This window comes from Pseudomonas sp. HS-18, from assembly GCF_020401845.1.
Lineage (GTDB): Bacteria > Pseudomonadota > Gammaproteobacteria > Pseudomonadales > Pseudomonadaceae > Pseudomonas > Pseudomonas nitroreducens.
Genome location: NZ_CP084413.1, coordinates 6,305,597 through 6,329,596, shown reverse-complemented (window position 1 = coordinate 6,329,596; position 24,000 = coordinate 6,305,597). Strand labels below are relative to the sequence as shown.

18 protein-coding genes are annotated in these 24,000 nt (G+C 65.8%); 9 read left to right on the top strand and 9 right to left on the bottom strand.

The features are described 5' to 3' along the window. Window positions 1-77: 77 nt before the first annotated feature. The 7 genes from fdhA to glyA form a co-directional block, all read right to left on the bottom strand. Complete coding sequence (gene fdhA, locus LDJ84_RS29395) at window positions 78-1,277, bottom strand: formaldehyde dehydrogenase, glutathione-independent (protein WP_038803808.1); 1,200 nt, start codon at window positions 1,275-1,277, stop codon at window positions 78-80. 327 nt (window positions 1,278-1,604) lie between these two features. Then, window positions 1,605-2,462 carry a formyltetrahydrofolate deformylase gene (locus tag LDJ84_RS29390; protein WP_024766976.1) on the bottom strand — a complete coding sequence of 286 codons (858 nt, stop codon included), beginning with the start codon at window positions 2,460-2,462 and terminating at the stop codon, window positions 1,605-1,607. A 95-nt stretch (window positions 2,463-2,557) separates the two neighbouring features. Next, window positions 2,558-3,193: a sarcosine oxidase subunit gamma gene (locus LDJ84_RS29385; RefSeq protein WP_054909645.1), complete on the bottom strand. Its 636-nt coding sequence runs from the start codon at window positions 3,191-3,193 to the stop codon at window positions 2,558-2,560. A 172-nt stretch (window positions 3,194-3,365) separates the two neighbouring features. After that, on the bottom strand, window positions 3,366-6,386 hold the full coding sequence (locus tag LDJ84_RS29380; protein ID WP_226045665.1) for a sarcosine oxidase subunit alpha: 3,021 nt from the start codon (window positions 6,384-6,386) through the stop codon (window positions 3,366-3,368). Then, the gene (locus LDJ84_RS29375; protein ID WP_024766974.1) at window positions 6,386-6,715 is read right to left on the bottom strand and encodes a sarcosine oxidase subunit delta; all 330 of its coding nucleotides are present in this window, start codon (window positions 6,713-6,715) and stop codon (window positions 6,386-6,388) included. Before LDJ84_RS29375 ends, LDJ84_RS29380 begins: the two co-directional genes overlap by 1 nt. 196 nt (window positions 6,716-6,911) lie before the next feature. Then, window positions 6,912-8,162, bottom strand: a complete 1,251-nt coding sequence (locus tag LDJ84_RS29370; protein WP_024766973.1) for a sarcosine oxidase subunit beta — start codon at window positions 8,160-8,162, stop codon at window positions 6,912-6,914. Window positions 8,163-8,274: 112 nt separating this feature from the next. After that, window positions 8,275-9,528: a serine hydroxymethyltransferase gene (gene glyA / locus LDJ84_RS29365; RefSeq protein ID WP_226045664.1), complete on the bottom strand. Its 1,254-nt coding sequence runs from the start codon at window positions 9,526-9,528 to the stop codon at window positions 8,275-8,277. A gap of 238 nt (window positions 9,529-9,766) precedes the next feature. Here glyA and LDJ84_RS29360 point away from each other — a divergent pair, with 238 nt between their 5' ends. The 4 genes from LDJ84_RS29360 to LDJ84_RS29345 all read left to right on the top strand — a co-directional run bounded on the left by LDJ84_RS29360 (window position 9,767) and on the right by LDJ84_RS29345 (window position 12,707). Next, complete coding sequence (locus LDJ84_RS29360) at window positions 9,767-10,294, top strand: hypothetical protein (protein ID WP_024767030.1); 528 nt, start codon at window positions 9,767-9,769, stop codon at window positions 10,292-10,294. A gap of 65 nt (window positions 10,295-10,359) precedes the next feature. Then, window positions 10,360-11,037 (top strand): hypothetical protein, encoded by a 678-nt coding sequence (locus tag LDJ84_RS29355; RefSeq protein ID WP_024767031.1) that lies wholly within the window; start codon window positions 10,360-10,362, stop codon window positions 11,035-11,037. 119 nt (window positions 11,038-11,156) lie between these two features. Then, on the top strand, window positions 11,157-11,585 hold the full coding sequence (locus LDJ84_RS29350; protein ID WP_024767032.1) for a hypothetical protein: 429 nt from the start codon (window positions 11,157-11,159) through the stop codon (window positions 11,583-11,585). Window positions 11,586-11,660: 75 nt separating this feature from the next. Beyond that, on the top strand, window positions 11,661-12,707 hold the full coding sequence (locus LDJ84_RS29345) for a low specificity L-threonine aldolase (RefSeq protein WP_226045663.1): 1,047 nt from the start codon (window positions 11,661-11,663) through the stop codon (window positions 12,705-12,707). A 369-nt stretch (window positions 12,708-13,076) separates the two neighbouring features. Here LDJ84_RS29345 and LDJ84_RS29340 read toward each other — a convergent pair whose 3' ends face one another. Beyond that, a complete protein-coding gene (locus tag LDJ84_RS29340) occupies window positions 13,077-13,394 on the bottom strand; it encodes a heavy metal-binding domain-containing protein (protein WP_226045662.1) in 318 nt (105 codons plus the stop codon). A 922-nt stretch (window positions 13,395-14,316) separates the two neighbouring features. Between LDJ84_RS29340 and fusA the strand changes: the two genes are divergently transcribed. Continuing rightward, window positions 14,317-16,365 carry an elongation factor G gene (gene fusA, locus LDJ84_RS29335; RefSeq protein ID WP_226045661.1) on the top strand — a complete coding sequence of 683 codons (2,049 nt, stop codon included), beginning with the start codon at window positions 14,317-14,319 and terminating at the stop codon, window positions 16,363-16,365. A 235-nt stretch (window positions 16,366-16,600) separates the two neighbouring features. Here fusA and gbcB read toward each other — a convergent pair whose 3' ends face one another. Beyond that, window positions 16,601-17,704: a glycine-betaine demethylase subunit GbcB gene (gene gbcB / locus LDJ84_RS29330; protein WP_038803790.1), complete on the bottom strand. Its 1,104-nt coding sequence runs from the start codon at window positions 17,702-17,704 to the stop codon at window positions 16,601-16,603. 425 nt (window positions 17,705-18,129) lie between these two features. On the opposite strand from gbcB, the gene gbcA reads away from it, so the two are divergent. From gbcA to dgcA, 4 genes are all read left to right on the top strand, one after another. Then, window positions 18,130-19,419, top strand: a complete 1,290-nt coding sequence (gene gbcA / locus LDJ84_RS29325) for a glycine-betaine demethylase subunit GbcA (RefSeq protein ID WP_024767036.1) — start codon at window positions 18,130-18,132, stop codon at window positions 19,417-19,419. A gap of 633 nt (window positions 19,420-20,052) precedes the next feature. Then, window positions 20,053-21,030, top strand: coding sequence for a dipeptidase (locus tag LDJ84_RS29320; protein ID WP_024767037.1), 978 nt, complete (start codon window positions 20,053-20,055; stop codon window positions 21,028-21,030). A 129-nt stretch (window positions 21,031-21,159) separates the two neighbouring features. Continuing rightward, window positions 21,160-21,690, top strand: a complete 531-nt coding sequence (locus LDJ84_RS29315; RefSeq protein ID WP_024767038.1) for a 4-vinyl reductase — start codon at window positions 21,160-21,162, stop codon at window positions 21,688-21,690. Between the two features lie 94 nt (window positions 21,691-21,784). Then, the gene (gene dgcA / locus LDJ84_RS29310) at window positions 21,785-23,860 is read left to right on the top strand and encodes a dimethylglycine demethylation protein DgcA (RefSeq protein ID WP_065085096.1); all 2,076 of its coding nucleotides are present in this window, start codon (window positions 21,785-21,787) and stop codon (window positions 23,858-23,860) included. Window positions 23,861-24,000: the final 140 nt, after the last annotated feature.

The window sequence follows — 24,000 nt, the reverse complement described above, 5'->3', positions numbered from 1 at the left end:
GACAAAAAAAGGGAGCCTTGCGGCTCCCCTGGAGAGACGGCCGCGGAAGTGGCTCGCGGCCGGGGGCGGGTGCGCCGTCAGGCGGCGCGGAACAGGTTGTGCGGGTCGATGACGAATTTCTTCGGCACCCCGGCATCGAACTCGCCGTAGCCTTTCGGCGCATCGTCCAGGGTGATGACCTCCACCCCGACGATGTCGGCGATCTTGATGCGGTCCCACATGATCGCCTGCATCAGCTGGCGGTTGTACTTCATCACCGGGGTCTGGCCGGTGTGGAAGCTGTGCGACTTGGCCCAGCCCAGGCCGAAGCGGATGCTCAGGCTGCCGTGCTTGGCGGCATCGTCCACGGCGCCCGGATCCTCGGTGACGTACAGGCCGGGAATGCCGATCTTGCCGGCCACCCGCACCACGCCCATCAGCGAGTTCAGCACGGTGGCCGGAGCCTCGTGCTGCGACCCGGAATGACCATGGCCGCGGGCCTCGAAGCCCACCGCGTCGACCGCGCAGTCCACTTCCGGCTCGCCCAGCAGATCGGCGATCTGTTCGTGCAGCGGAGTGTCCTTGGACAGGTCGGCGATCTCGAAGCCCTGCGCCTTGGCGTGGGCCAGGCGGGTCGGGTTGACGTCACCGACGATGACCACGGCGGCGCCCAGCAGGCGGGCCGAAGCAGCGGCGGCAAGGCCCACCGGACCGGCGCCGGCGATGTAGACGGTGCTGCCCGGACCGACGCCGGCAGTCACTGCGCCGTGGTAGCCGGTGGGCAGGATATCGGAGAGGCAGGTCAGGTCGCGGATCTTCTCCATCGCCGCGTCGCGGTTGGGCAGTTTCAGCAGGTTGAAGTCGGCGTAGGGCACCAGTACGTATTCCGCCTGGCCGCCGACCCAGCCGCCCATGTCGACGTAGCCGTAGGCGCCGCCGGCGCGAGCCGGGTTGACCGTCAGGCAGACGCCGGTGTGCTGTTCCTTGCAGGTGCGGCAGTGGCCGCAGGCGACGTTGAACGGGACCGAAACCAGGTCGCCGATCTTCATGGTCTCCACGCCCCGGCCGATCTCGACGACTTCACCGGTGATCTCGTGGCCCAGCACCAGGCCCTCCGGCGCGGTGGTACGGCCGCGGACCATGTGCTGGTCGGAGCCGCAGATGTTGGTGGAGACCACGCGCAGGATTACCCCGTGGTCGATCTGCTTGCCTTGCGGGTCCTGCATCTTCGGATAGGGGATGTTCTGGACCTCGACCTTTCCTGGGCCGAGATAAACCACACCACGATTGCCAGACATACGCATTCCTCATTGTGTTTGTGGGTACAAAGGCGGGCCCTGCGGCTCGCGGTTTTGCACTGGGATGTCGTGTGTTGCGCGACAGGGCCGGTCGGTACAGCTGGCAGCCGGCTGGGCTGTCGGTGTTGCTCGGTGCGTGGGAGGAGGTCTAAGAGCCCCTCACCCCAGCCCTCTCCCAGAGGGAGAGGGGGCTTGTTCGGTGCGCTGTCTGGTCACCGGCTTCACCGGTGGCTCCAGAAGCGTAGGGCGGATGAGCTCCATCCATCCGCCGTTCAGGCCGGCACGGCGGATAACGCCTGTGGCGTTATGCGCCCTACGGGTGCTGCTCTACAGCACCACCGTCCGGTTGGCATTCAGGAACACGCGCTTCTCGATGTGGTAGCCCACGGCCTTGGCCAGGGTCAGGCACTCCACGTCGCGGCCCTTGGCGATCAGGTCCTCGGGGTAGTGGGAGTGGTCCACGGGCTCGACGCCCTGGGCGATGATCGGGCCCTCGTCGAGGTCGTTGTTGATGTAGTGGGCGGTGGCGCCGACCAGTTTCACGCCCTTCTGGTAGGCCTGGTGGTAGGGCTTGGCGCCCTTGAAGCCGGGCAGCAGCGAGTGGTGGATGTTGATCGCCCAGCCGTCCAGGCGCCGGCATAGCTCGGGGGACAGCACCTGCATGTAGCGGGCGAGGATCACCAGCTCGGCGCCGGTTTCCTCGATCACCTGCCAGACCTTCGCCTCCTGCGCGCCCTTGTCGTTGGGGTCGAGGGCGAAGTGGTGGTAGGGAATGCCGTGCCAGCGCGCCAGCGGTTCCAGGTCCGGGTGGTTGGAGATCACCGCCGCCACGTCCATCGGCAACTGGCCGATGCGCTGGCGGTAGAGCAGGTCGTTCAGGCAGTGGTCGGCCTTGGAGACCATGATCACCACCTTGCTGCGGTAGCCCGGCGGGGTCAGTTCGACGTTCATCTGGAAGGGCGAGACGCGGTCGGCGAGGCCGGCGCGGAAGGCCGCCTCGTCGAAGCCGTCGCCGGCGCGGAATTCGATGCGGATGAAGAAGCGCTGCGCCAGGCGGTCGTCGAAGGAGTGGTGCTCGGTGACGTAGCAGCGCTGTTCGAACAGGTAGCGCGTGACCACGTCCACCGTGCCCAGCAGGCTCGGGCTGTCGGCGGTGAGGATCCAGGTATCGGGGGTGCGGCTCATGGTCTGGCTCCGAAGTTTTCCTCTGGTTGCAGAGGTTGGAGTGGGGTTTCCCTCACCCCGGCCCTCTCCCAGGGGGAGAGGGGGAAGAGCGTTTCTTACGCCGCTACCTGCAAGCCGTACTCGGCGCAGGCGTCCTGCAGCCACAGCCAGATGTAGTCGGAGAAGCTGCGGCGCACCACCAGCTCCCAGGTGTGCTCCCCGGTATGGCGGATCACCAGCTGGGACTTGGCGAAGTTCGTACCCACCGCCTTGCCCACCGGGAAGTTGCTCGGGTGCACGTCGTAGCCGGTGGACTTCATCAGCACTTCGCGGACCTTGGCGCCTTCGAGTTCCAGCAGGGTCTGGCCGCCGCTGACGTTGATCACCGAGTAGTGCAGCTCTTCGCCCAGCGCCTCTCGCAGGCGCTGCTCGACGGCGAATTCCTCGCCGCCGGGAACGATCAGCAGCCACTCGTCCGGGCCGAGCCACTGCAGCGAGGTTTCGCCCTTGGCCACCAGGCCCAGGGCGACCGGCAGCTCCAGGCCCAGGGCCTTGTGCACGCCACCGGCGAAGGCCGGATCGTGGGCGTCGCCGCGCAGGGTCAGGTGGCCGAGGAATTTCTTCTCGCGCAGGGTCACGCCGGCGTTGGCCACCTTGCGCGCGGCGAGCTTGTCCAGCTCGGCGTGGTGCAGGGGCGATTCGGCCTGGATGCCGTCGGCGGGGCGTTGCTGGTAGAGGTTGGCTTTGCTCATGTTCTGTTCACCTTGGGGGCGCTTATCGCCTGTTTCCCCTCACCCCAGCCCTCTCCCGAAGGGAGAGGGGGCCGAGCTGAGTATGCTGTGAGTGTCGTGCTCGCCGGCCGCCTCGAACTACACCCTCTCCCTCCGGGAGAGGGTGGGGGTGAGGGCAACCGGCCGCTCCGAATCAATCCACGTTCTGCCGCTCCCCTTTCGGGTCGTAGAACACCGAGCTGCAAATCTCCGCTTCGATCACCCGGCCGTCCGCCAGCGGGGCATAGACCTTCTCGCCCAGGCGCTTGAGGCCGCCCTTCACCACCGCCAGAGCGAAGCTGTAGCCCAGGCTGCTGCTCATGTAGCTGGAGGTGACGTGGCCGACCATGGTCGCCGGGACGCTGTGCTGCGGGGTGAACAGCAGTTGCGCGCCTTCGGGCAGCAGGTCCATCGGGTTGGTCGGCTTCAGGCCCACCAGCTGCTTGCGGTCTTCGCGCTGGCAGTCGGCGCGGTTCATGCCGCGCCAGCCGATCCAGGAGAACGGCTTGGTGCGGCCCACCGCCCAACCCATGTTCAGGTCGTCCGGGGTGACCGAGGCATCGGTGTCCTGGCCGACGATGATGAAGCCCTTCTCGGCGCGCAGGACGTGCATGGTCTCGGTGCCGTAAGGCGTCAGGTTGTACTTGGCGCCGGCGGCGACGATGGCCTCCAGCACACCCATGGCGTAGTTGGCCTGGATGTTCACCTCGTAGGACAGCTCGCCGGTGAAGGAGATGCGGAACACCCGCGCCGGGACGCCGGCGACCTTGCCTTCCTTCCAGGTCATGAAGGGGAAGGCGTCCTTGTCCAGGTCGATGTCGGTGACTTCGGCCAGCAGCTTGCGGCTGTTGGGGCCGGACAGGGTCAGGGTGGCCCAGTGGTCGGTGACCGAGGTGAAGTACACCTTCAGCTCCGGCCATTCGGTCTGGTGGTACAGCTCCAGCCACTCCAGCACGCGCGCCGCGCCGCCGGTGGTGGTGGTCATGACGAAGTGGTTGTCCGCCAGGCAGGCGGTGACGCCATCGTCGAAGACCATACCGTCTTCCTTGCACATCAGGCCGTAGCGGGCCTTGCCCACGTCCAGCTTGGTCCAGGCGTTGGTGTAGACGCGGTTGAGGAACTCGCGGGCGTCCGGGCCCTGGATGTCGATCTTGCCCAGGGTCGAGGCGTCCAGCAGGCCGACCGACTCACGCACGGCGCGGCATTCGCGGGCCACGGCGGCGTGCATGTCTTCGCCGCGCTTGGGGAAGTACCACGGGCGCTTCCACTGGCCGACGTCCTCGAACTCGGCGCCGTTCTTCACGTGCCAGGCGTGCAGGGCGGTGAAGCGCACCGGCTCGAACAGGTGCCCGCAGTGACGGCCGGCGACGGCGCCGAAGGTCACCGGGGTGTAATTGGGGCGGAACATGGTGGTGCCGGTGTCGGCGATGCTCTTGCCCTGGGCGCGGGCGGCGATCGCCAGGCCGTTGATGTTGCCCAGCTTGCCCTGGTCGGTGCCGAAGCCCAGCGCGGTGTAGCGCTTGACGTGCTCAATGGACTCGAAGCCCTCGCGGCAGGCCAGTTCGATGGCGGCGGCGGTGACGTCGTTCTGGGTATCGACGAATTGCTTGGGCGCGCGCGCCGTGGATTTCTCGTGGGGCACCTGGAACAGCGCGAGGGTGGCGTCCTCGGCGCGCTCGGCGACCACCGGCAGCTCACCGTCGACAGCCTTGAAGCCGCCGTCGACAGCGGCCTGGCTGCCGGCCTGGTAGCCGTCGGCCAGGGCATCGGCGAGGCGGAACACGCCGTTCACCGCGCCGGCACAGAGGCGTTTCTGGAAGGCCAGGCCGGGCACGAAGGCGAGGATGTCCTCGCGCCATTCCGGCTTGCCGCCCAGGTGCGAGGCCAGGTGCACCACCGGGCTGTAGCCGCCGGAGCTGGCGATGAGGTCGCAGTCCAGCCACTCACCGGGCGCATTGACCTTGTGGCGGAAAGTGTCGATGGACGCCACCTTCGCGCCGCTCACGCGCTTGCTGCCGCGTGCCTCGATCACCGCGCTGCCGGTGATGACCCGCATGCCGCGCTTGCGCGCTTCCTCGACCCACTCGCCACGCGGATTGGGGCGGGCGTCGGCGATGGCGACCACCTGCAGACCGGCTTCCTGCCAGTCCAGGGCGACGCGGTAGGCGTAGTCGTTGTTGGTGGACAGCACCAGTTTCTTGCCCGGTGCCACGCCATAGCGGCGCACATAGGTGGAGACGGCGCCGGCGAGCATGTTGCCCGGCACGTCGTTGTTGCCGTAGACCAGCGGGCGCTCGTGGGCGCCGGCGGCGAGCACCACGCGGTTGGCACGCACGCGATGTACACGCATGCGCACCTGACCCAACGGCGCGGTCTCACCGAGATGGTCGGTGCGGCGCTCGTGGATGGTGAGGAAGTTGTGGTCGTGGTAGCCGTTGACCGTGGAGCGCGGCAGCAGGAGCACGTCCGGGTTGCCTTCCAGCTCGGCGATCACCTTGGCCACCCATTCCTCGGCCGGCTTGCCGTCGAGGGTTTCGCGGGTATCCAGCAGGCTGCCGCCGAACTCTTCCTGTTCGTCGGCGAGGATCACCCGCGCACCGCTGCGCGCGGCGGCCAGGGCGGCGGCGAGGCCGGCGGGGCCGGCGCCGACGATCAGCACGTCGGCGTGGTGGTTCATCCAGTCGTAGCTGTCCGGGTCCACTTCGGTGGGCGCGCGGCCGAGGCCTGCGGCCTTGCGGATGTACTTCTCGTAGGTCAGCCACATGGACTGCGGGTACATGAAGGTCTTGTAGTAGAAGCCCGGCGGCATCAGCTTGCCGCCGACCTTGCCGAAGATCCCCATGAGGTCGTTCTGCACGTTCGGCCAGCCGTTGGTGGCGGTCGCCACCAGGCCGCTGTACAGCGCCTGCTGGGTGGCGCGCACGTTGGGCACCTGGGTGGATTCGCGCGAGCCGATCTGCAGGATGGCGTTGGGCTCTTCGGCGCCGGCGGCGACGATGCCGCGCGGGCGCGAGTACTTGAAGCTGCGGCCGAGGATGTCGACGCCGTTGGCCAGCAGCGCGGCGGCCAGGGTGTCACCGGCGAAGCCCTGGTAGCTCTGGCCGTTGAAGCTGAAGGTCAGCGGCTTGTTGCGGTCGATGCGACCGCCACGGGACAGGCGATTGATCTGGCTCATTAGGCCTTCTCCACGGCGGGCTGGACAGCGGATTTCTTCTCGGAGTTGGCGGCGGTGACGCTGGGTTTTTCGCCGATCTTGTAGGTTTCGAGAATCTCGTAGGTCACCGTGTGGCGGGTGACGTTGAAGTACTGGCGGCAGCCGGCGGCGTGCACCCACAGCTCGTGGTGGATGCCGCGCGGGTTGTCGCGGAAGAACAGGTAGTCGCCCCATTCGGCGTCGGTGCAGGCGGCCGGATCGAGCGGGCGCGGGATGTGCGCCTGGCCCTTGGCGTGGAATTCCTCTTCGGAACGCAGCTCGCCGCAATGGGGGCAGAAGATGTTTAGCATTTTGTAGCCTCCGGAAACTGATCTTGCCGGCTGACCGGCTCCCTCTCCCTTCAGGGAGAGGGTTGGGGAGAGGGTCGCTCTCCCGTTGTTTCGTTTCAGTTGAGGGTTGGCTCGCGCCTTCAGCACCCTCTCCCGCCCTTCGGGCACCCTCTCCCTGAAGGGAGAGGGTCATCAGATTTCGCCCTTCGGGCGGCTTTTAGTGAGCGACGGCGGCGGCGCCGTGTTCGTCGATCAGCGCGCCGGTGTGGAAGCGTTCGATGGAGAAGGGCGCGGCCAGCGGATGCGGCTCGCCCTTGGCGAGGGTGGCGGCGAAGACGTTGCCCGAACCGGGCGTGGCCTTGAAGCCGCCGGTGCCCCAGCCGCAGTTGAAGAACAGGTTCTTCACCGGAGCCTTGCCGATGATCGGGCAGGCGTCCGGGGTGGTGTCGACGATGCCGCCCCACTGGCGGTTCATGCGTACGCGCGAGAGCACCGGGAACATCTCGACGATGGCCTGCAGGGTGTGTTCGATCACCGGGTAGGAGCCGCGCTGGCCGTAGCCGTTGTAGCCGTCGATGCCGGCGCCGATGACCAGGTCGCCCTTGTCCGACTGGCTGATGTAGCCGTGCACGGCGTTGGACATGATCACGCTGTCGATGATGGGTTTCAGCGGCTCGGAAACCAGTGCCTGCAGCGGGTGCGATTCGATCGGCAGGCGGAAGCCGGCGAGCATCGCCATGTGCCCGGAGTTGCCGGCGGTGACCACGCCGACGCGCTTGGCGCCGATGAAGCCGCGATTGGTCTCGACGCCGATGACCGCGCCGTCCTGCTTGCGGAAGCCGATCACTTCGGTCTGCTGGATCAGGTCCACGCCCAGGGCATCGGCCGCGCGGGCGAAGCCCCAGGCCACGGCATCGTGACGGGCCACGCCACCACGACGTTGCACGGTGGAGCCCATCACCGGGTAGCGGGCGCTCTTGGTGCAGTTCAGGTAGGGAATCTCTTCGGCCACCTGCTGGGCGTTGAGCAACTCGCCGTCCACGCCGTTGAGGCGGTTGGCGCTCACGCGGCGTTCGCCGTCGCGCATGTCCTGCAGGGTGTGGCAGAGGTTGTAGACCCCGCGCTGGGAGAACATGACGTTGTAGTTCAGGTCCTGGGACAGGCCTTCCCACAGCTTCATCGCGTGTTCGTAGAGCAGCGCCGACTCGTCCCACAGGTAGTTGGAACGCACGATGGTGGTGTTGCGCGCGGTGTTGCCGCCGCCCAGCCAGCCCTTCTCGACCACCGCGACGTTGGTGATGCCGTGCTCCTTGGCCAGGTAGTAGGCCGTGGCCAGGCCGTGCCCGCCACCGCCGACGATGACCACGTCATACACCGGCTTGGGCGTGGGCGTGCGCCACATGCGCTGCCAGTTCTCGTGGTGGCTCAGGGAGTGCTTGAACAGGCCGAAGCCGGAGTAGCGTTGCATGGGGTGCTCCTGATCTCTTCCCCCTCTCCCCTGGGGAGAGGGCTGGGGTGAGGGGGTTGCTCCCCCTCATCCGCCCTTCGGGCACCTTCTCCCAGAGGGAGAAGGAAGTTCGTCAACGGTAGACCGGGAAGTCCGCGCACAGCCCGGCGACCTGGGTCGCCACCTTGGCCTCGACGTCGGCGTCGCCCAGATGGTCCAGCACGTCGCTGATCCAGCCGGCCAGTTCGCGGCACTGTTCTTCCTTCAGCCCACGGGTGGTGACCGCCGGGGTACCGATGCGGATGCCGGAGGTGACGAACGGGCTCTGCGGGTCGTTCGGCACGGCGTTCTTGTTCACCGTGATGCCGACGCGGCCGAGGGCGGCGTCCGCTTCCTTGCCGGTCAGGCCCTGCTTCACCAGGCTGATCAGCATCAGGTGGTTGTCGGTGCCGCCGGAAACCACGTCATAGCCGCGTTCGATGAATACCTTGGCCATGGCCTGGGCGTTCTTGATCACCTGGGCCTGGTAGTCCTTGAAGCCGGGCTCCAGCGCTTCCTTGAAGCACACCGCCTTGGCAGCGATCACGTGCATCAGCGGGCCACCCTGGGCGCCGGGGAAGACGGCCGAGTTGAGCTTCTTCTCGATCTCTTCGTTGGATTTCGCCAGGATCAGGCCGCCGCGCGGGCCGCGCAGGGTCTTGTGGGTGGTGGTGGTGACCACGTCGGCGTAGGGCAGCGGGTTCGGGTAGAGGCCGGCGGCGACCAGGCCGGCAACGTGGGCCATGTCGACGAACAGCAGCGCCCCGACCTTGTCGGCAATGGCGCGGAAGCGCGGGAAGTCCAGGGTCTTGGAGTAGGCGGAGAAGCCGGCGACGATCATCTTCGGCTGGTGCTCAACGGCCAGGCGCTCGACCTCGTCGTAGTCGATCAGCCCGGTGTCGGTGTTCAGGCCGTACTGCACCGCGTTGTACAGCTTGCCCGAGGACGACACCTTGGCGCCGTGGGTCAGGTGGCCGCCGTGGGCCAGGCTCATGCCCAGGAGGGTGTCGCCGGCGTTGAGTAGGGCAAGGTACACGGCGGAGTTGGCCGAGGAGCCGGAGTGCGGCTGCACATTGGCGTAGTCGGCGCCGAACAGCTGCTTGGCGCGGTCGATGGCCAACTGCTCGACCTTGTCCACATGCTCGCAGCCACCATAGTAGCGCTTGCCCGGATAGCCTTCGGCGTACTTGTTGGTCAGCCCGCTGCCCTGAGCCTGCATGACGCGCTTGCTGGTGTAGTTTTCCGAAGCGATCAGCTCGAGGTGGTCCTCCTGGCGCGCTTCCTCGGCATCCATCGCCGCGAGCAGTTCGTCGTCATAGCCCTGGATCTGGTCGTGCTTGCTGAACATCGCTGGTCTCCCTGCGGCGCCCGGAAGCGCCATGGCCGGTACGGGACCGAGTGGTCCCCATGGCAGCGATGGTATGACTGGCCCAGCCGGTCCAGATGCCTGCGCACGTCGCGGGTAGGTGCGTTTGCGACATGCCGCGACAGGCGCAAAAGCGACCGGGTGCGTGGAATTGCTCGCGACGGCTGGTCAGAATGCGACATGCCTGCGCCAGGGCGGCGTGGCCGGTGGAGTCATGCGGATGAAGCGCTGCTTTCTATGGGGGTCGCTGGGCCTTGCCCTGCTGGTGTCGACGGGGTCGGCCTGGGGCATGTCGCGCCTGTTCGACGGCGACGCCAATGTCTGGATGCAGGGCAGGACGCTGTGCTTCGGCGGCGCGGCGTTCAAGTCGCCCGGTTTGTTCTTCAACCGCACGCTGAAGGTGGATGAGCGGCAGGTAGCGGTGCATGACATCGAGGTCTCCCGCGAGCCTTACGAGCCGTTCTGGGCATCTTCCAGTATCGAGCCGGCCCAGGGCGTGCCGCTGCGCAGCGACACCTGCTTCGCCTACGGCCAGGCGATCCCCGGCTTCACCGAGAAAACTCCGGCCCGGCCCCTCGAGCCGGGCCTGTACAGCGTCACCGTTGGTGGGCACGACAGCCGCGGGGACGGCGCACGGGCGACGTTCATGAGGACCTTCTGCCTGGAGTCGCGCGGCGATGGGCTCGCAGTCATTGACGCGGGCTTCGACGAGGGAGCCGGTCGCTGGCTCTGCAAACCCGCGCAATGAAGCTGCGGATAGGAACCGCCCGGCCAAGGGACTAAACTGCGGCCCTCACGAAATGCGAGGACGCCATGAACCGTTCCCTGACTCTGCTTTCCGCCCTGCTGCTCACCGCGACGCTGCAGGGCTGTGGTGACGACAGCAAACCCGCCAAGGCCGAAGCGCCCCAGGCTGCCAGCAGCGCCGCCGCTACCCCGGCTGGCGACAGCTGTTCCGGCCATGAACTGGAGCGCGCATTGCCGCCGACCAAGGCCGTCTACGGCTATCCCTACCTGTCCCGCGAATGCGGCTATGACAGTGCCACCATCGTCTACGGCAAGGCCGATGGCAGCCAGCAACTGGTCGTGACCCTGACCGACACCGGCCTGCCGGCGCCGGGCGCCGACCAGCAGGGTGAGGCCGCCAAGCAGTACCTGGCCGCCCAGGCCAAGCTGCGCGACACCACCGCGAAGAACGTCTCGCTGCTCAACCAGGCGCGCCAGGCCGCGCTGCAGAACGGCACCGCCGCGCAGTTCGGCGGCGAGCAGTACCTGCCGGTGATCGACAGCACCCGTATGGGCGACCCGCTGGCCATCAGCGTGCCGGGCCCGGACGACAAGGCCGGCGAGTCGAGCCTGACGGGGCTGATCAAGGGCCGCTACGTGCTCAACATGACCTCGCCGGACAAGCCCAACGGCGGCACCGCCCAGTCCCTGCGCGAGCTGTTCGTGCCGATCTCCGAGCAGATGGCGCTGACCAAGCTGCCCTGACAGATAGAGATATATCTGACAGGAAGTCATTCCGGTTTCTGATCCTCCATCTCACCTAGTTCTTAGGAAGATTCTCGGCATCGTTCGTTACCGATCGCCAGAGGCCGAGGTGGAGGACCATGAAATTCAAATTGAGAAACCTGCCCCTGCTGCTGGCAGCGGCGTTTTCGCTGGCCGGCCACGCGACGCAGATACCCGCGCAACCCGCACCCGAGGTCAAGGCCTACAGCGGTGCGGACGGCGTCAAGGTCTGGCTTGAACAGATAGGCCCGCGCAAGGCCAATATGTTCCTGGTGCGCATCGGCGGGGTGGCCCACGCATGGAACATGCGCATCCATCGGATGGATGGCCTCAGCCTGCTCGACGAATCCCTGTTCAAGCTGCATTCCCAGGACAGGGAACCTATCGCCCTGGTACTGCGGGGCGATTGCGGTGAAGTGATGCTCCCCGGCGAGAGCAATACCCGGAAGGTCTGCTACGACCAGCAGTTGTCGGCGACCCAGGATGCCAAGCAGTTCGTCAGCGCCTACGTGAACCAGCGGCTGTAAGAGTCCGGCTGCACGAGAGGCGGGGTTTTCGCTACGCTGCTGACTGACATTTCTGCGCAGTGCCGAGGCAGCCCCATGACCGACAACACCCAACAGTTCGCCAGCGACAACTATTCCGGCATCTGCCCCGAAGCCTGGGCGGCGATGGCCGAGGCCAACCGCGGCCACGAGCGCGCTTACGGCGACGACCAGTGGACCGCCCGTGCCTCCGACTATCTCCGCGAGCTGTTCGAGACCGACTGCGAAGTCTTCTTCGCCTTCAACGGCACCGCGGCCAACTCCCTGGCCCTGGCCGCCCTGTGCCAGAGCTACCACAGCGTGATCTGCGCCGAGACCGCCCACGTCGAGACCGACGAGTGCGGCGCGCCGGAGTTCTTCTCCAACGGCTCCAAGCTGCTGCTGGCGCGCACCGACGCCCAGGGCAAGCTGACCCCGGCAGCGATCCGCGAGATCGCACTCAAGCGCCAGGACATCCACTATCCCAAGCCGCGCGTGGTCACCATCACCCAGGCCACCGAGGTCGGCACCGTCTACCGCCCGGATGAGCTGCAGGCGCTCAGTGCCACCTGCCGCGAGCTGGGCCTGCACCTGCACATGGACGGCGCGCGCTTCTCCAATGCCTGCGCCTTCCTCGGCGCAACCCCGGCCGAGCTGACCTGGAAGGCCGGCGTCGAGGTGTTGTGCTTCGGCGGTACCAAGAACGGCATGGCGGTGGGTGAGGCCATCCTGTTCTTCAACCGCGAGCTGGCCGAAGGCTTCGACTACCGCTGCAAGCAGGCCGGCCAACTGGCCTCGAAGATGCGCTTCCTCGCCGCGCCCTGGGTGGGCGTGCTGCAGGACGACGCCTGGATGCATTACGCCAGCCATGCCAACCGCTGTGCACAACTGCTGGCCGAGCGCGTCGCCGACGTGCCGGGCGTGCAGCTGATGTTCCCGGTGGAGGCCAACGGCGTGTTCCTGCAGATGTCCGAACCGGCGCTGGAAGCCCTGCGTCAGCTCGGCTGGCGCTTCTACACCTTCATCGGCGCCGGCGGCGCGCGCTTCATGTGTTCGTGGGACACCGAGATCGAGCGGGTCGAGGAACTGGCCGCTGACATTCGCAAGGTCATGGCGGCAGGCTGAAGGGCGCCGGAGTTGTCCCCAGGCGCTGGGGACGGTTGCACGGGCAACCTGTCGCCAACCTGTGGATGGATGCTTGCAGGCAGCGGGCGGACTGGCCTGCACAGGTCTGGTCAATATTTGAGCGGCGCGGGTTGATGGTAAGAGCGAGCTTGCTCGCGAACATCCGTAGCCTCGCTTCACACCGTGGAATCAGGCGGACTGCGGTTCGCGAGCAAGCTCGCTCCTACAAGGGGGCTCACTCTCCACGGAGCGATTGGCACAGGATGAGACGGTGGTCTCAGCCGGCACGGATTGCCCCCTCTCCCTGAGGGAGAGGGCTGGGGTGAGGGGAATGCAAGGCACGGACCTCCCGGAGCACAAGCAGGATTTCTATATCTTCACCGCCGTCCCGCTCACGCTGACCATCAGCATGCTACCGTTCTGGCCCACCACCTCGTAATCCAGGTCGATGCCGACCACGGCGTTGGCGCCCAGCTCCTGCGCGCGCTCCTGCAACTCCTCGAAGGCGATCTCCCGCGCCCGCCCCAACTCCTTCTCGTACGCTCCGGAACGGCCGCCGATGATGTCGCGCAGGCCGGCGAACAGATCGCGGAACACGTTGGCGCCGAGGATCGCCTCGCCGACCACGATGCCGCGGTATTCCTGGATGGTCTTGCCCTCGATGGTGGGTGTGGTGGTCAGGATCATGGGACCGGCTCCTCTGCTGGGGAAATCCAGCATAGCCCTGCACCCCAGGGAAGGCCGCGCCGGCTGTGTTTCAGCGTTTGGCGAAGATACCGGGAAACCTTGTGATAAAGCTGTGGACAACCTGGTGGAAAATGACACTCCCGCGGCACTTTCGTGACGGCTGGAAAATCGTCGCTCATTTTCGCAAGGTTCCCGTTATTCGCGGCTTGCAGAGGTAGAAGTGAGCGTTGGGGAGATCTCCACAGCTGCTGTGGAGGCACGCTTGCCCAACCTGTGGAAAACCTGTTGGGAGGTGCCTGCGGAGCTGGTGGTGCCTGGCTTGCCCGAATCTGGCTGTTTTCTGATCAACTCCTTCTTTTCAACCACTTGGGAGTCTGTGTATCGATTTCGGCAAAGAGTCTGTGCACGATCTTTTCTCCGCTATCCCCGGTTTGTGTTGACCCGCTTGTGCGCCTCCTGTGGAAAACATCCTCTGTGCCACGCCTGCCGTGGGTTTTACAGCCTTGCTCAAGGATTGACCAGCAAGGGAGCAAGCAATTGATCCACAGCGACTTTTCCCCGGCGCCGGGAGCGGCGTAAAACTTTCCACAATGGCTGTGGGGCGAATCTCGAGGAAGCTGTGGACAAGCTGTACCCAGATCGCTGGAGGCCGCGCACGGCGCGCCGTCCTCGTCTCAGTACATTTTTTGATCAAATGGCGAAAGTGGCGTCGTTACTGGCTTCCAGCGGATTTTCCGGCGAGTTTTCCACATCGGCTGTGCAGCGTTCTGCCAGGAACTTGTGGGCGGGTTGTGGATGGATCGCTGCGAGCCCCGCTCCCTATGGCTCTCGCGGGGTTGATCAATATTTGTCCAGGGCCCTGGGGGAGGCTGCCTATAATTTAGCCACGGAGGGCAGAAACCCTGGTGGCGGGAGATCCAGCATGTCCAGTTACTCGGTGGAACAGATCCGCACCGTGGCCCTGGTCGGCCACGGTGACAGCGGCAAGACCCTGCTTGCCGAGGCGCTGCTGCAGCACGCCGGCGCAATCCCCAGCATGGGTTCGCTGGAGCGCGGCGACACCCTCTGCGATTCCGACCCCATGGAGCGCGAGTACCACCACTCACTGGCCGCCGCACTGGCGCACTTCGAGCACGCGGGCGCACACATCCGCCTGGTCGACACCCCCGGTTATCCCGACTTCATCGGCCACGCGTTGCCAGCGCTCGCTGCGGTGGAAACCGCGCTGGTGGTGGTGAATGCGCAGAACGGCATCGAGCTGTCCACGCGGCGGATGATGGACTGGGCGGGCGAACGCGGCCTGTGCCGGATGCTGGTGGTGAATAAGATCGACGCCGAGCGCGTTGACCTGCCGGCCCTGTTGGCGGGTTTGCGCGAGTCGTTCGGCAAGGAAGTACTGCCCCTCAACCTGCCCGCCGAGGGTGGCGCACGGGTTGTGGATTGCTTCTTCAATCCTGACGGGCAGGCTGACTTCTCCTCCGTGGCCGAGGCGCATCAGGCGCTGGTGGACCAGGTGGTGGAAGTGGATGAGGCGCTGATGGCGCATTACCTGGAGGAGGGCGAGGTGGCGCCCGAGGCGCTGCATGAACCCTTCGAGCGTGCGCTGCGCGAAGGGCACCTGATTCCCCTGTGCTTCGTTTCTGCCCGCACCGGTGCTGGCGTCCCTGAGCTGGCCGACATTCTCGCGCGCCTCGCGCCCAACCCCGGCGAAGGCAACCCGCCGCTGTTCCTGCGCACCGACGACAAGGGCAAGGAACACCCGGTGACCTGCCAGCCGGACCCCAAGGCCCATGTGCTGGCCCACGTGTTCAAGGTGGTGATCGATCCCTTCGTCGGCCGCCTGGCTGTATTCCGCGTGCATCAGGGCACGGTGCGCCGGGAAATGCAGTTGTTCGCCGGCGACGGGCGCAAACCGTTCAAGGTCGGACACCTGTTGCGCCTGCAGGGGAAGAAGCATGAGGAGGCGCCGTGGCTGATCCCGGGGGACTTCGGCGCGTTGACCAAGGTCGACGAACTGGAGTACGGGGTGGTGCTGCACGATTCCCACGATGAGGACCACATCCACCTCAAGCCGCTGGAATTCCCCGAGCCGATGCAGGGCCTGGCCATCGAGGCGAGCCGCCGCGGCGACGAGCAGCGCCTGGCGGAAATCCTCCAGCGCCTGCAGGCCGAAGACCCCTGTGTGCGTCTGGATTACAACGCCTCGACCCAGCAGACCGTGCTGCGCGGCATGGGTGAGATGCACCTGCGCTACCTGCTGGAACGCATGGCCGGTCAATACAAGCTGGAGGTGCAGACCCGCGCGCCGGCCGTCCCTTACCGCGAGACCGCCACGCGAGCGGCAGAGGGCCACAGCCGGCACAAGAAGCAAACGGGCGGAGCGGGGCAGTTCGGCGAGGTGTTCCTGCGCATCGAGCCGCTGCCGCGTGGCGAGGGCTTCGCCTTCGTCGATGCGATCAAGGGCGGGGTGATCCCCGGCAACTTCATCCCCTCGGTGGAAAAGGGCGTGCGCTCGGCGCTGGCAGCCGGGCCGCTGGCCGGCTTCCCGGTGGAAGACGTCAAGGTCACGGTGTTCGACGGCAAGAGCCATTCGGTGGATTCCAAGGACATCGCCTTCCAGGCCGCCGGGCGCAAGGCGATGCTCGATGCGCTGCGCAATGCCGGGGGCATCGTGCTGGAGCCGGTGATGCAGATCGAGGTGACGACGCCCGAGTCGCATCTGGGCGATATCACCGCCGATCTCACCGGCCGCCGGGGCCAGGTGCTGGGTACCGAGTCGCTGTCGGCCAGCGTCGCGCTGGTGCGTGGCCAGGTCCCGCTGGCGGAGATGGACGGCTACGCCAATCGCTTGAAATCCATTACCGCCGGGCAGGGGCTCTACAGCCTTTCCTCCAGCCATTACAGCGCCGTCCCACAGGACGTGCAGCAGCGCCTGTCCAGTGGCTACAAGGCAACCCCGGAAGAAGACTGAACGAATGTGGATAGTTGTCGCAGGCGGGCGCCGCAAAGGCCCGTGCCTGTGCGCTTTCACGCGACGCCACAATGGCCTCGCCGGTCTGCTGTAAGCCACGTGGCATGCGGGTTGCAGGCGGGATCGAGGCGGCCATTCGGGTCGGCCGGAGGTGTCTCCAGCCTTGCGCCGGGACACCCCTTTCCTGTGGATAACTCGGTGGGTAACGTGTGGGGCGGATGGGGGCAGCCTGTGATCAGTACTCGATCACCACATCGCCCTTGGGCACGCTGCAGCAGGACAGGATGTAGCCTTCGGCGACATCTTCGTCGGTGATCCCGCCGTTGTGCTCCATCTCCACCTCGCCGGAGCGCTTCATTACTTTGCAGGTGCCGCAGATGCCCATGCCGCAGGCCTTGGGAATGTGCAGGCCGAGTTGGGCAGCGGCGGCGTGGACGGTCTCGCCCGGCGCCACGCGGATGCTTTTGCCGGTTTCGCAGAATTCCACGAGGTTCTGCTCGGCCAGCGGCACGGCTGGCGCTTCGGCGGCCTCGGCGGCCAGTTCCTTCACGTCGGCGCGCACTTCCGGTGGGGTCGGGCCGAAGGCTTCCTCGTGGTAGCGCGACATGTCGTAGCCTTCGGCTTCGAGCAGGCGCTTGACCGCATGCATGTACGGCGTCGGGCCGCAGCAGAAGACTTCGCGTTCGAGGTAGTCCGGCGCCATCAGTTGCAGCATCGCCTTGTTCAGGAAGCCCCGGTAGCCGGCCCAGGACTCGCCCATCTCGTACTTCTCGCAGACCAGGTACAGCTTGAAGTTGTTGATCCGCGAGTTCATGTGCTCCAGCTCGCGGTGGTAGATGATGTCCTTGGGCGTGCGCGCGCTGTGCACGAAGACCATGTCGACGTTGGCGTTGGTGTCGAAGAACCAGCGCGACATGGACATCACCGGGGTGATGCCGACGCCGCCGGAGAGGAACAGCACCTTCTCGGCGGGAAAATCGATGGCGTTGAAGTTGCCCACCGGGCCGTGCACCGGGATCTGGTCGCCTTCCTTCAGGTTGTCGTGCAGCCAGTTCGAGACCTTGCCGCCGGGCACCCGCTTGATGGTGATGGAGAAGCTGTACGGCACCGAGGGCGAGCTGGAGATGGTGTAGGAACGCATGATCGGCTGGCCGTCGATCTCCAGTTCCAGGGTGACGAACTGGCCGGGCTTGAAGAAGAACATGATCGGCGCGTCGGCCATGAAGCAGAAGGTGCGCACATCCCAGGTTTCCTGGATGGCTTTCACGCAGCGCACCAGGTGGCGGCCGTTGGCCCAGGTCTGGGTGTTCACCGGGTTGAGGAAGGTGTTCGTCGACATGCTGTCTCTCCGCGCACGCGGGCCGTGCTGGGCCTGAGGGGGCAGCGCCGGGGTCCGTTGCCTACGTCGCTTGAGCGTAGAAAGCACGGGGCCTGTCGGCATGCCTGATGGGGCGGATTGTGTGCACGAGGATGACCGGTGCATTTACCTGCCAGCGACATTTGCATGCTTATCGCGACCTGCCGCCTGGGACGTGCGGTTGCGCGTCGGGAAATGATCTGGCCGTGTCGCCCATGGATAAGGGTTCCTACAGGGCGCGGCCCCACACTCAGCTCCATGCCGAGCAACCCCCCAGGTTGAGCGAGACGGCGGGAAACGGCGCACTCGGCGCGCCTGGCACCTGCCGCAAATGCCCTGCGTGGCACACCGTATCAGCCACTTATTTCCGCCGGCAGCCAAACGGGCTGCGGCATGAGGACCTAGCAATGGACGTCACTACTACCCTGAGTTTGGGCGATCCGCTGGAACCGGCCCGCAAGGCCACCGCCGAGATGCTGCGCACTCGCGACCACAGCTTCTCGCTGCCGCAACCCTTCTACAACGACGAACGCCTGTTCCAGCTGGACATGCAGGAGATCTTCCACAAGGAGTGGCTGATCGCCGGCATGACCTGCGAGATCCCCGCCAAGGGCAACTTCCTCACCCTGCAGATCGGCGACAACCCGGTCATCGTGCTGCGCGGCGCCGAGGGCAAGATCCACGCCTTCCACAACGTCTGCCGCCACCGTGGTTCGCGCCTGTGCGTCAGCGACAAGGGCAAGGTCGCCAAGCTGGTCTGCCCGTACCACCAGTGGACCTACGAACTGGACGGCCGCCTGCTGTTCGCCGGCACCGAGATGGGCGCGGACTTCGACATGAAGGACTACAGCCTGAAGCCGGTGAACGTGAAGACCGCCGGCGGCTATATCTTCATCTCGCTGTCGGAGAACCCGCCGGCCATCGATGACTTCCTGCGTACGCTCGAGCACTACATGGAGCCGTACGACATGGAGAACACCAAGGTGGCGGTGCAGACCACGCTGCGGGAAAAGGCCAACTGGAAGCTGGTGCTGGAAAACAACCGCGAGTGCTACCACTGCAACGGCTCGCACCCGGAGCTGCTGAACACCCTGCTGGAGTGGGACGACGTCACCGACCCGCGCGCCAGCCAGGCGTTCAAGGACCAGGTGGCGGCCTGCACCACCGCCTGGGAAGCGGAGAAGATTCCGTACGCCCACGCCAGCTTCGGCCTGCGCAACCGCATCGTGCGCATGCCGCTGCTGCAGGGCACCGTGTCCATGACCATGGACGGCAAGCAGGGCAGCAAGAAGCTCATGGGCCGCATCCAGAACCCGGACCTGGGCTCGATGCGCATCCTGCACCTGCCGCACTCGTGGAATCACTGCATGGGCGACCACCTGATCGTCTTCACCGTCTGGCCGATCAGCGCGCAGGAAACCGTGGTCACCACCAAGTGGCTGGTGCACAAGGATGCGGTGGAAGGTGTCGACTACGACGTGGCGCGCCTGCGCGAAGTCTGGGACGCCACCAACGACCAGGACCGCCGCCTGGCCGAAGAGAACCAGCGTGGTATCAACTCCACCGCCTACCAACCGGGGCCGTACTCCAAGACCTACGAGTTCGGTGTGATCAACTTCCTCGACTGGTACAGCGAGCGGATGTTGAACAACCTGGGCGAGGAATCCGCCCACGCGCGCCTGGTCGCCGAGAAGTAAGCCCCCGCCACCCAGCGCCCCCTCTGCGGGGGCGCTGTCGTTGAAGAGGAATCCCCTTGGACGCCCTGCTCTTCTACAGCAGCTCCGCCTTCGTCACCGGCCTGGTGGCGTGGAACCTCTTCGCCTGCTGGCGCAAGCGCTGAAATCGCCCTGGCGCAGCGTTACTCGTAGGAGCGAGCTTGCTCGCGAATGTCCCCCGGCGGACCCGGTGCCGCCGACGAAATACCCCCTCCCTAACCCTCCCCCTGAAGGGAGAGGGGACTGTTCGTGCAGCGGGCAGATCAAGTGCTCGCTGGTTGACGCTGGTCTTTCCGCGAAATCAGGACCGCTCCCTCTCCCTTCAGGGAGAGGGCTGGGGAGAGGGCGTTTTCAGCTCTCACGCCGCGTCCCGCAACGAAGAGCATTCGCGAGCAAGCTCGCTCCTACAGGTACTGCGAACCCTGCAGCACATGGGGTTCCGCACCACACATTCCCCAGCGCGACGCAAACGCTGTCGCCCATGTCGTGAGGTTGACGCTTTCGGGTCGACCCTGGTCGTTTTCGAACCGGGTCGCCTCGGGGGGCAGGGATATCCTGCCTGCAAAGCGTCGGCACAAGCCCCGGCGCGCCAAGCCTGAGAAGGGGTACGCCAAGATGAGCCCAGCCGAAGTCCACGCCGACAGCATCGTCATCGATGGCCTGATCATCGCCAAGTGGAGCCGCGAGCTGTTCGAGGACATGCGCAAGGGCGGGCTGACCGCCGCGAACTGCACCGTCTCCGTGTGGGAAGGCTTCCAGGCCACGGTGAACAACATAGTCACGAGCAACAATTTGATCCGCGAGAACAGCGACCTGGTCATCCCGGTGCGCACCACCGCGGACATCCGCAAGGCCAAGGAGCAGGGCAAGACCGGCATCCTCTTCGGCTTCCAGAACGCCCATGCATTCGAGGACCAGATCGGCTACGTCGAGGTGTTCAAGCAACTGGGCGTGGGCATCGTGCAGATGTGCTACAACACCCAGAACCTGGTCGGCACCGGCTGCTACGAGCGCGACGGCGGCCTCTCCGGTTTCGGCCGCGAGATCGTCGCGGAGATGAACCGCGTCGGCATCATGTGCGACCTGTCCCACGTCGGCTCCAAGACCTCCGAGGAAGTCATCCTCGAGTCGAAGAAGCCCGTCACCTATTCCCACTGCCTGCCGTCGGGCCTCAAGGAACATCCGCGCAACAAGTCCGACGCCGAGCTGAAGTTCATCGCCGACCACGGCGGCTTCGTCGGCGTGACCATGTTCGCGCCCTTCCTCGCCAAGGGCATCGACTCGACCATCGACGACTACGCCGAAGCCATCGAGTACGTGATGAACCTCGTCGGCGAGGACGCCATCGGCATCGGCACCGACTTCACCCAGGGCCACGGCCAGGACTTCTTCGAGTGGCTGACCCACGACAAGGGTTATGCCCGCCGCCTCACCAACTTCGGCAAGATCGTCAACCCGCTGGGCATCCGCACCGTGGGCGAGTTCCCCAATCTCACCGAAACCCTGCTCAAGCGCGGCATGCCCGAGCGCGTGGTGCGCAAGGTCATGGGCGAGAACTGGGTGCGCGTCCTGAAAGACGTGTGGGGCGAGTAACACCGACTTTCCACTCTCCCGCTCGCGGGAGAGGCAAGGGGTGAGGGCCGCCGGCGCTCACCCGCGATCCTCTACATCCCGACCCTCTCCCAGAGCGAGCGGGTCCTACCCGGAATCGGAGCTGCACACATGGCCAAACACGCCCCCGAACTGCCCATCGAAGTCGACAGCGAAACCGGCGTCTGGACCACCGACGCCCTGCCGATGCTCTACGTACCGCGGCACTTCTTCGTCAACAACCACATGGGCATCGAGGAAGAGCTGGGCGCCGAGCGCTACGCGCAAATCCTCTACAAGGCCGGCTACAAGTCCGCCTGGCACTGGTGCGAGAAGGAAGCGGAGTGCCACGGCCTGGTCGGCGTGGAAGTCTTCGAGCACTACATGAAGCGCCTGTCCCAGCGCGGCTGGGGCCTGTTCCAGATCGAGCAGATCGACCTCGACAAGGGCACCGCCCAGGTTCGCCTGAAGCACTCGGCCTTCGTCTACGTCTACGGCAAGGTCAACCGCAAGGTCGACTACATGTTCACCGGCTGGTTCGCCGGCGCGATGGACCAGATTCTCCAGGCACGCGGCAGCGATATCCGCACCGTCGCCGAGCAGGTCTACAGCGGCGCCGAGGAAGGCCACGACGACGGCCTGTTCGTCGTCAAACCCCTCTGATCTTTCGCCCCCTGTAGGAGCGAGCTTGCTCGCGAACAAGCAGCCGCAAGGCCGCCAGACAACAAGAAACCTCTGATCCCGTGAGGATGCCGCAATGGCTTTCGAGGCAATGTTCCAGCCGATCCAGATCGGCAAGCTGACCATCCGCAACCGCGTACTCTCCACCGCTCACGCCGAGGTGTATGCCACCGACGGCGGCATGACCACCGAGCGCTACGTAAAGTACTACGAGGAGAAGGCCAAGGGCGGCATCGGCCTGGCCATCTGCGGCGGTTCCTCCGTGGTCGCCATCGACAGCCCGCAGGAATGGTGGAGCTCGGTGAACCTCTCCACCGACCGCATCATCCCGCACTTCCAGAACCTGGCCGACGCCATGCACAAGCATGGGGCCAAGATCATGATCCAGATTACCCACATGGGCCGCCGCTCGCGCTGGGACGGCTTCAACTGGCCGACCCTGATGTCGCCCTCCGGCGTGCGCGAGCCGGTGCACCGCGCCACCTGCAAGACCATCGAGCCGGAAGAGATCTGGCGGGTGATCGGCAACTACGCGCAAGCGGCTCGCCGTGCCAAGGCCGGCGGCCTGGACGGCGTCGAGCTGTCCGCCGTGCACCAGCACATGATCGACCAGTTCTGGAGCCCGCGGGTCAACAAGCGCACCGACGAATGGGGCGGCACCTTCGAGGGCCGCATGAAATTCGGCCTGGAAGTGCTCAAGGCCGTGCGTGCCGAAGTCGGCGACGATTTCTGTGTCGGCATGCGCATCTGCGGCGACGAGTTCCACCCGGACGGGCTGTCCCACGAGGACATGAAGCAGATCGCCAAGTACTACAGCGACACCGGCATGCTCGACTTCATCGGCGTGGTCGGCTCGGGTTGCGACACCCACAACACCCTGGCCAACGTCATCCCGAACATGACCTTCCCGCCGGAGCCGTTCCTGCACCTGGCCGCCGGCATCAAGGAAGTGGTCAACGTGCCGGTGCTGCACGCGCAGAACATCAAGGACCCGAACCAGGCCACGCGCATCCTCGAAGGCGGCTACGTGGACATGGTCGGCATGACCCGCGCGCACATCGCCGACCCGCACCTGATCGCCAAGATCAAGATGGGCCAGATCGACCAGATCAAGCAGTGCGTCGGCGCCAACTACTGCATCGACCGCCAGTACCAGGGGCTCGACGTGCTGTGCATCCAGAACGCCGCCACGTCCCGTGAGTACATGGGCGTGCCGCACATCATCGAGAAGACCACCGGCGTGAAGCGCAAGGTGGTGGTCGTCGGTGGCGGCCCGGCAGGGATGGAGGCGGCGCGCGTTGCCGCCGAGCGCGGCCACGACGTCACCCTGTTCGAGAAGAAGGAGCAGCTCGGCGGACAGATCACCACCGCCTCGAAAGCCCCGCAGCGCGACCAGATCGCCGGCATCACCCGCTGGTACCAGTTGGAGCTGGCGCGGCTGAACGTCGACCTGCGCCTGGGCACCGGCGCGGATGCCGACACCATCCTCGACCTGCGCCCCGACGTGGTGGTGCTGGCCAACGGCGGCCATCCGTTCCTCGAGCAGAACGAACACTGGGGCGCCGCCGACGGGCTGGTGGTCAGCAGCTGGGACGTACTCGACGGCAAGGTCGCGCCGGGCAAGAACGTGCTGGTCTACGACACCATCTGCGAGTTCAGCGGCATGTCGGTGGCGGACTTCCTCGCCGACAAGGGCGCCCAGGTCGAGATCGTCACCGACGACATCAAGCCGGGCGTGGCCATCGGCGGCACCACCTTCCCGACCTACTACCGCAGCATGTACCCCAAGGAAGTGATCATGACCGGCGACCTGATGCTGGAGAAGGTCTACCGCGAGGGCGACAAGCTGGTAGCGGTGCTGGAGAACGAATACACCGGCGCGAAGGAAGAGCGGGTGGTCGACCAGATCGTCGTCGAGAATGGCGTGCGCCCGGACGAGAGCCTGTACTACGCGCTCAAGCAGGGCTCCCGCAACAAGGGCCAGATCGACGTCGAGGCGCTGTTCGCGATCAAGCCGCAGCCGTGTCTCAGTGCTCTTGATGACAACAGCGGGGGTGACGGTTACCTGTTGTTCCGCATCGGCGACTGCGTGGCCCAGCGCAACACCCATGCGGCGATCTACGACGCGCTGCGACTGTGCAAGGACTTCTAAGACACGCCATGTGATGTCCGGCAAGCACGGACAACCCCCTCTCCCTTCAGGGAGAGGGTTGGCGAGAGGGTGGTGGGCCAAGTGACCGAGCCGACCGGAAACACCCTCTCCCCCCGCCCTCTCCCGCAAGCGGGAGAGGG